Origin of the sequence: Chamaesiphon sp. VAR_69_metabat_338, assembly GCF_031423935.1 — a bacterium.
Taxonomy (GTDB): domain Bacteria; phylum Cyanobacteriota; class Cyanobacteriia; order Cyanobacteriales; family Chamaesiphonaceae; genus Chamaesiphon.
In genome coordinates, this window is record NZ_JANPGM010000417.1 from 1 (window position 1) to 7,933 (window position 7,933).

7 protein-coding genes are annotated in these 7,933 nt (G+C 48.8%); 4 read left to right on the forward strand and 3 right to left on the reverse strand.

The window, feature by feature from the left end; all coding sequences use genetic code 11:
* The coding region (locus RMO84_RS11545) for a gluconokinase (protein WP_310488604.1) at positions 1-275 on the reverse strand (275 nt) is incomplete at its 3' end.
* 212 nt (positions 276-487) lie between these two features.
* On the opposite strand from RMO84_RS11545, the gene RMO84_RS11550 reads away from it, so the two are divergent.
* Together RMO84_RS11550 and RMO84_RS11555 are read left to right on the forward strand one after the other, a co-directional pair.
* Positions 488-1,051, forward strand: coding sequence for a Uma2 family endonuclease (locus RMO84_RS11550; RefSeq protein ID WP_310488605.1), 564 nt, complete (start codon positions 488-490; stop codon positions 1,049-1,051).
* Positions 1,052-1,264: 213 nt separating this feature from the next.
* Positions 1,265-1,531 (forward strand): hypothetical protein, encoded by a 267-nt coding sequence (locus tag RMO84_RS11555; protein ID WP_310488606.1) that lies wholly within the window; start codon positions 1,265-1,267, stop codon positions 1,529-1,531.
* Between the two features lie 35 nt (positions 1,532-1,566).
* On the opposite strand, the gene RMO84_RS11560 is transcribed toward RMO84_RS11555, so the two are convergent.
* Together RMO84_RS11560 and RMO84_RS11565 are read right to left on the reverse strand one after the other, a co-directional pair.
* Positions 1,567-3,006, reverse strand: coding sequence for a GTP-binding protein (locus tag RMO84_RS11560; protein WP_310488607.1), 1,440 nt, complete (start codon positions 3,004-3,006; stop codon positions 1,567-1,569).
* Positions 3,007-3,053: 47 nt separating this feature from the next.
* Positions 3,054-5,540, reverse strand: coding sequence for a WD40 repeat domain-containing protein (locus tag RMO84_RS11565; protein ID WP_310488608.1), 2,487 nt, complete (start codon positions 5,538-5,540; stop codon positions 3,054-3,056).
* 385 nt (positions 5,541-5,925) lie between these two features.
* On the opposite strand from RMO84_RS11565, the gene cysK reads away from it, so the two are divergent.
* Positions 5,926-6,876 (forward strand): cysteine synthase A, encoded by a 951-nt coding sequence (gene cysK / locus RMO84_RS11570; protein WP_310488609.1) that lies wholly within the window; start codon positions 5,926-5,928, stop codon positions 6,874-6,876.
* A 225-nt stretch (positions 6,877-7,101) separates the two neighbouring features.
* Positions 7,102-7,782, forward strand: coding sequence for a DnaJ domain-containing protein (locus RMO84_RS11575; RefSeq protein WP_310488610.1), 681 nt, complete (start codon positions 7,102-7,104; stop codon positions 7,780-7,782).
* Positions 7,783-7,933 lie beyond the last annotated feature (151 nt).

The following is a 7,933-nucleotide window of genomic DNA, read 5'->3' on the forward strand; positions in this document are numbered from 1 at the left end:
CGGTAGTCAGCTTTGAGTGCCGAGCAAGTGATGACCGTTTCGCGGTGTCGATCGATCGCCCGTTGAATATCTCGCTCGATCTCTAGCAGCCACGGACGGCGATCTACATCTGTCAATGGTTGATGCGATCGCATCTTCTGAATATTTGACATGGGATGTCGGCGATCGCCTTCGAGAAAGTCACACTCTAGTTTTTGCGCCAGTAGCCGACCGACAACGGATTTACCCGACCCAGATACGCCCATCACAATCCAAATTAGTGGGAATTCGTTCATTGTCTTGTCCTAGAGAACGTGAGTTGCGATCGATCGCGATCTGAGTCCAACTGTCTAAAAACTGGTAATTTGAGACTGCAACCATAGCATAATTTTAGTCGTTGGCGTAGCCTCTTCGGTAGAAGAATCGACCCCAACTCTCACAGTTTAGTTGTTGGTGGGTAAGTTGAGATCTAAAATAAGAGTAATCTACTTATGTAATGGCTAAAACCATGGCTCCATCGCTACTCCAACGGATTACCCTAGAGGAGTTTTTGGTAGTACCAGAAACCAAGCCTGCCAACGAGTTTATCGATGGTGCGATCTATCAAAAACCCATGCCGCAAGGAAAGCACAGCATTATCCAACGGGAACTAACTTTTACGATCGATCGACCGTTACGCGATCGAAAAGTAGCTAGAGCTTTTCCTGAATTACGGTGTACATTTGGAGATCGATCTACTGTTCCCGATATATCAGTGATTCGTTGGGATCGGATCCCTCGCAATCCCGATGGTAGTGTTGCTAATATATTTGCGATTGCCCCTAATTGGACGATTGAAATCTTATCTCCAGAGCAAGGTCAAACTAAGGTGGTGAAGAATATTATGCACTGTCTCAAATATGGAGCACAGATGGGTTGGCTGATCGATCCAGATGAGCAAACGGTGTTTGTTTATCAGCCAAAACAAGAGATGGAAATCTTTGACGATCGAGATCGAGTATTGCTGATGCCTGATTTTGCCGAAGGGTTACAGCTAACAGTTGGCGAGTTATTTGATTGGTTGATAGAGTAATTGCGATTGCCAGAGCTAACTGCGCCAAGAAACCCGACTTTTTCGGAAAAAGCCCTTGTTTCTGAATCATCCAAGTCTAGTAAGCTCGTTCGACTTGGATGATTCAGTAAATCATTGGCATAGCCTCTCAGCTAGAAGCATCGAGTGTCTGGTTCCACATCTTGCGATCGACTAACACACTTGCTACAATAGAAAGACAAGTCGAAAATAGATATGGCACAGAGACTCAAGCGGTGGGAATCTCCTCGCAAAGAAGGGAGAAACGACAAAGGTAAAGGTGGTTCGGCACGACAACGCCAACTCAAGAAACGCACTCAAATGTTACGGCAAAAACTCAAAGACCATGGTAACGACAACGGTAGCCAAGGTCAAAATAAAAAAGGAGAGAATCATGATTCTCTCCTTTTTTGTTGCTCTCCCTATTCCCCGCTCCCCGCTCCCCGCTCCCCGCTCCCTGACGATATCTTCTCCACCGCCTGACTGATAAACGCTTTGAGAAATTCATCTTTGCGATTTTATTGAAATTGTTGCTGGACGGCTTCAGCCATACCACCATCGCCCCACGATCGATCCTGCTGAAAGTAAGTGATGAAACTGCGCCCAGCAATGCGGGTGAGATATGCAGCAACGATCCCTTGAATGCCTTTACCTAGCGCGTAGGTTGTGACATTAACGGTCAGAGCTGTAGATACTAGCTGAATGGCACCTTTAACAATACCCAAACTAGTCAGAGTTTTACCCAAAGATAGAGCCAATTCTTGCGCCGTGTCTTTGTTTAAGTTGCAATCATAAACCTTGCCGATCTCGATAATCATCTGGGTATTAATTGCGGCGGTAGCCAGGAAATCGACGACGGGTAAGGGGGTGACGGTGACGACTCCGGCACCGATCCATTGATAGCGATTGACTACTTTCTCGGCTTGGCGTTGGCGTTGAGCGTCGATGAGTTCCCGTGCTTCGGCTCCTAACCGCTGGGATTGGAGCAAAATGTTATCTGCTACCAATTCTTCGCCTTCGGCTCTGAGGACGGCAGCCAGACGGCGGATTAGAGGAAAAATATCGGGGTCGGGTGCAAACATTTCGCCCGATTCTAGTCGGACGGGTTGCGGGTTAGCCGCGATCGCGATAACATCTTGGGCTTCGATCTCACTCTGGACACGCTTTTGAAGCTGGGCGACGATGCGTTCGCGATCGAGTGGCGGATAGAGATCGGTTTTATTAAAGACTAGGAGCGATCGTTTGCCGATTTCGGCCAATCCCATCAGGGGGGTATATTCTGACGCTCGCAGGTCGTTATCGACGACAAATAATAATAAATCTGCGGCGGTGGCTAGTTCTCTAGCGATCGCTTCGCGCTGCGTACCCTCAATTCCGGCTTCGAGAATCCCGGGCGTATCGGTGAGTAAAATCTGGCGATCTAAGCCTTTGAGTTCGAGTGTATACGTCTCGCCCCGTGTTGTCGTCCCCATCGGCGCGCCGACTTCGCCGACAATTCGCCCGATGATGGCGTTAATTAAGGAAGTTTTGCCAGCCGAACCGGTGCCGAAGACGACGACGCGAATTTGTCCCCGCGCTAAGTTTTCAGCAATTTCGCGCGATTTGGCGAGTAGAGCTTGACGGCTGACTTCATCTTGAATTTGGGCGAGCTGGAGATCGATCGCTTGGAGATTGGCAGTGGCGGCGGCAGTTTTTTCGACTGGCACTTTGGGCAACACCCGAGGGGTCGCCGTTGTAGATTTACCCCACCAGCCTCGAACGATGCCTAGATAATAGACGCTGACAGCGATCGCGATGACAATTAAAATTAAAATCCCAATCAGAATCGGCGTCGCCAGCCAGGGTGTCGTCCAACTGACTTGGACGTAGAGGCTATAGAGAGAATTAATCGACCACAATGTCAAACTCGCGATCGCCACTGCACCAATCGCGATCGACCATGAACGGGGTAAACGCATACGCTAGAATCATAGACCGCTACTAGCTATCCTAGCCGATCGCCACTTTAGGTAGTAGGAACTCGCCAGACTTGGATTTCACCGTAGCTACCAGTGACGATCGTCCGATTGTCAGTCCCAATGGCTACCGAGAGGATAGCGCGATCGTGTGCCAGCAGCGTATGGAGTAGTTTACCATCGCTCAGATTCCAGATTTGCACCGTGCGATCGTCGCCACCGCTGACGATCGTTTGGCCGTCGGGAGAAATCGCCACACAACCGATCGGTTTAGAATGTCCGACGAGGGTATTGAGCAAGTTACCCGTTGCAACGTCCCAAATTTTGAGCGTACAGTCGTGGCTGGCACTGACGACTTTCGTCCCATCGGGGGTAATTGCAATCCCGCTAATCCGACCGCCATGCCCGAGTAAGGTTCTTAACAGTCGTCCTTCCTGGAGATGCCAGAGTCTCACGGTATAATCGCTGCTACCGCTAGCAATTAATTGAGATTGTTGATGAGTAGCCACACAAGCCACATTTTGAAGATGACCCTGACATTGATGGATTAACAAGCCGTTCTGAGGCTGCCAAATCTTGAGGAGGGCATCGTTGCCACCCGATACCAATCTTTGGCCGTCGCTGGTCAAGGAAATGGCATTGACAGCAGATTTATTGTCTAGTAGTTGAGGTAGCTTAGTGCCCGTGGTGAGCTGCCACCGTTGAATCGTTCCATCCAAACTCCCACTGACGATCGTTTCCGCGTCGGCACTCAGAGCCAGACTATAAACCCAATGGCTATGGCCGAGTAAATTATGAATTAATTTCCCATCCGAGATCCGCCAAACCTTGACGGCATCATCGATATGGGTAATATCGCCATGACCGCTCACCAACCACTGACCGTCATTACTCACTGCTAGCGCATAGACTTCGCTGAAGTAACCTGTCAGTTGATGGACTAGTGCCAATCGATCGAAAGCAATCGGTTCGGCAGACATGGGTTCGAGCAAGCCGATTTCTAGGTCTGCTTGTGCGACCATGCCCGTGGCTTCCGTATCAGTCCAATTTTGCGAAGCACCGAGTAATTCTTTGGGTTTGAGAATCGTATGCGCCAATCGGTTCCAGTTGGAAGCAGGAGTCGCAATTTGCTGACAAAGTAGTGGTAAACAACTAGCCGCCGGCACGACTTTTTCGATCGCTTGCAGGCGTTCGCGAGCGTCTCTGACAGAGAGCTGGAGCGATTTACCGCCAGAAAAAGCTTTGAGGAATAGTTTGACAAACTCTTGAGCGACTTGATCTTGAACGGCTTCCCGCATCACAATCAAATTGGGAATTTGCAGATCTGCCAGTTCGTTAGCTAGCTCCAAACCTTCGCCACAATTGAGGATCAGCAGTTTCAATCCCCGTTGGACGGCACTCCGCAGCCGATATTTAAACTCGGTAATCCCGATCGTGTCGTGGTGATTGATATAAATGCGATTGTTGGGTAAGTAGCCCGAAATATAACTACTAAAGAACATCACGCTCCAGGACTTTAGTGTCAAGGCATTGACAAAATCGCTATGACTGGGGGCGACGATAAACTCTGCATCGGTATAGGGCAGCGCGTTGAGGTACTCTTTACTACGATCGACTTTAATTCCTTGGGCACTGGTCAAGACCGATAGCACCGAAACCTGTAATTCTTCCTCGATTGATGCATTGGTCGAAATAGTCGGAATTAACGCGACGCTGACTTCAGCTTGGGGATAGCGATCGAGTAAAGGTTGCCAAATCGCATTCCACGGCAGTTTGAGCAGGTTTTTGGAACGGCTGCGGACGATCGCTTCGACTTCGATCTCGGGATCGAGGGTGGTCGCTAGGCGTTCGCGGATGGTTTGATAGCCAGAGCAATCGTACCATTGGTGCAAATTGGCTTGCAGCATTGCACCAGCATCCAAACAGTCATTAATCCGCTCTGGGACTAGACTGACAGCTTTACTGCTCATCAAGCGATGATTCTGGGGGTCGAGGCGGCGGTAGCGAGATTGCCATTCCTGATACTGCGCCATCATCTGCGCCATATTGGGGAACGTCACCACTGTTTGGGTCAATAACTGACGATTGGCGGCCAAGACACTCAGTTCTATTTGCAGCAACGAACCTGATTGAGTTTCCTCGACGGCAAAAATTACCTCTGTACCCCACTGTTTGGCCGATTGGGTGCCCCGACCGACCCCCGTGGGATTGACACTAGCATCGTTGGCAGCACGTTCGCCGTTGGTGGCTGTCGATGGATATGAATATAGTGGCTCCATTTCCTGGCAGAGGAAATTGGCAACGGTATAATAATTGGTACTGTGATTGAGTCTAATCACAATTCGATAGAGCAAATACTTTAGCTCGACCACTGAAGCATGGCGATCTCGCAACTGTTGGATGTAACTTTTGAATTTAACCGTACTCAGTTGTTGAGCTTCATTACTCCAATTATTGGTACAAGCACAAAATACCAGCTTTTTAATCCTGGCAATATGATTGCTCTGTTCTAGATTGTGTACGATCGCATCCAGCATCCCCGACTCCCGATTAAAATTTCATTCTTTCGCTCTGGCGGCTGTTGCGCCTGTTGACACCAACTCAAATTTAGATCGATCGCGGCCATGTGGTTTTACAGTGGGGAAAGATAAAATAGATTACAGACATGCGTGTAATGTTGATGATTGGTAATAATTGTAGCTCGGATTCAAAAGCCCAGTTCTGAAGTCGAACGGATCGGCACAAGCTGGCAGATCGGCTAATTTGCCAGTCGATCTTCGTCTCAAGCTGTCTCGATCTCTATTATTCCCCAAATATTAAACTTCTTTATCATTCTCACCTACTGAAAATCGATCGATTTCGCACCAGCCAGTTTTAGTAACAATCGATTTTATCGCTCAATCCCTACTCCCTCATCGTTTTATGAAAATCGCTAACGATATTACAGAATTAGTCGGTCGTACGCCCTTGGTGAGACTCAATCGCATCCCGCAAGCTGAAGGCTGCGTCGCCGAAATCGTGGTCAAACTCGAAGGTATGAATCCAGCCTCCTCAGTCAAGGATCGGATTGGGGTCAATATGATTGAGGCTGCCGAAAAAGAAGGTTTGATTACGCCTCACAAAACAGTTTTAGTCGAACCGACTTCGGGGAATACTGGCATTGCGTTAGCAATGGTCGCCGCCGCTAAGGGGTATAAGTTGATTATTGCCATGCCCGAAACTATGAGTCTCGAACGGCGAGCACTCTTAAAAGCCTACGGTGCCCAATTGGAACTCACTCCTGGCGTAGAAGGGATGAGCGGCTGTATCCGGCGCGCCCAGGAAATTGTCGATAAGACACCCCATGCCTACATGTTGCAGCAGTTTCGCAACCCTGCCAATCCCCAAGTTCATCGATCGACTACAGCAGAAGAAATTTGGCGGGATACAGACGGTCGGGTCGATATTCTCGTTGCTGGCGTGGGTACGGGTGGCACAATTACCGGCATCGCGGAGACGATTAAACCCCGTAAGCCAGAATTCAAAGTCATCGCAGTCGAACCCACCAATAGCCCCGTCCTCTCTGGCGGCAGACCCGGCCCTCATAAGATTCAAGGGATCGGCGCGGGATTCGTCCCTCAAGTGCTCAAAATCGAAATCATTGATGAAGTTATCGTTGTAACCGATCGTCAAGCGATCGATTACGGTCGTCGTCTGGCTCGCGAAGAAGGATTATTATCGGGTATCTCTTCCGGTGCAGCGTTGTATGCCGCGATCGAAGTCGGTAAGCGTCCCGAAAATCAGGGTAAACTAATCGTCATGATTCAGCCAAGCTTCGGCGAACGCTATCTCAGCACGCCACTATTTCAAGATCCCGAACCTACTCCAGTTTAGAGAATGTTTGGAAAGTATAGTTTGCTACTTAGATCTTAGAGAATCCCCCCAGCCCCCCTTAAAAAGGGGGGGCTAAGATCCGGATCTTAGTCCCCCTTGTTAAGGGGGATTTAGGGGGATTGATAGCCGGAGATCGTAACAAATAAAACTTTTCAAACACCCTCTAAGATCTAATATCTAAAGCCTAAAACCTAAAACCTAAAGCCTAAGACCTATCCAGTATCGATGTCAGAAACGCACTACCAAGTTCTTCAAGTCTCCACCCATGCGACCGCCGACGAGATCAAACAGTCTTATCGGCGGCTAGCTAAAGAATTTCATCCCGATGTCAATGGCGGTAGCGCGAATGCCGATCGGATCGTCCAACTCAATGCTGCCTATGAAATCTTAGGTGACGATCGCAAGCGACGAGAATACGATTATTTGTGTACGCCTGCCGCGACTATTCCCCGCCAACAACAGGCTGGCGCGTATATCCCCCGTCGTCCGCCTACAGTCGGGCGCGAATTGGATGAAGACCTCATCTTGTGGCTCAATCAAGTTTATCAGCCAATCAATCGGACGATCGGCTGGATTATCAAACCGCTCAAAAACCAGATTTTTGAACTCTCTGCCGATCCCTTCGATGATGAATTGATGGGCAAATTCGAGGCATATGTGACTGAGTGTCAGCAACATCTACAAAAAATAGACAAGATCTTTCACTCGATGCCTAATCCCTCTTTACTGGCGGAGGTTGCGGCTAATTTATATTACACCATCAACCAAGTAGCCGATGGCGTTAAGGAACTGAATTTCTATATCATGAATTACGATGAAAGTTATCTCCATGATGGCGTAGAAATGTTCAAAATTGCCGCTCAGTTGCAGAAAGAAACTAATAAAAAAGTCAAAGCATATAAATAACTCTTAAAGCCGAGATAATATCTTTTTCCCATCGGCTATATCTTCTCTCTCCGCTCCCCGCTGTCTTGTCTTGTCTCGCTTCCATCGCCTTTGAAACCCGACCGGAGCGAGCCGCTGACCCAAACGCACGCTGTAGGCGTTGGCGTTGGCG

Coding starts and splice junctions, on each gene's coding strand:
- RMO84_RS11565 (WP_310488608.1), bottom strand. CDS start 5,540: ATGCTGGATGCGATCGTACACAATCTAGAACAGAGCAATCATATTGCC.
- RMO84_RS11560 (WP_310488607.1), bottom strand. CDS start 3,006: ATGCGTTTACCCCGTTCATGGTCGATCGCGATTGGTGCAGTGGCGATC.
- RMO84_RS11555 (WP_310488606.1), top strand. CDS start 1,265: ATGGCACAGAGACTCAAGCGGTGGGAATCTCCTCGCAAAGAAGGGAGA.
- RMO84_RS11575 (WP_310488610.1), top strand. CDS start 7,102: ATGTCAGAAACGCACTACCAAGTTCTTCAAGTCTCCACCCATGCGACC.
- cysK (WP_310488609.1), top strand. CDS start 5,926: ATGAAAATCGCTAACGATATTACAGAATTAGTCGGTCGTACGCCCTTG.
- RMO84_RS11550 (WP_310488605.1), top strand. CDS start 488: ATGGCTCCATCGCTACTCCAACGGATTACCCTAGAGGAGTTTTTGGTA.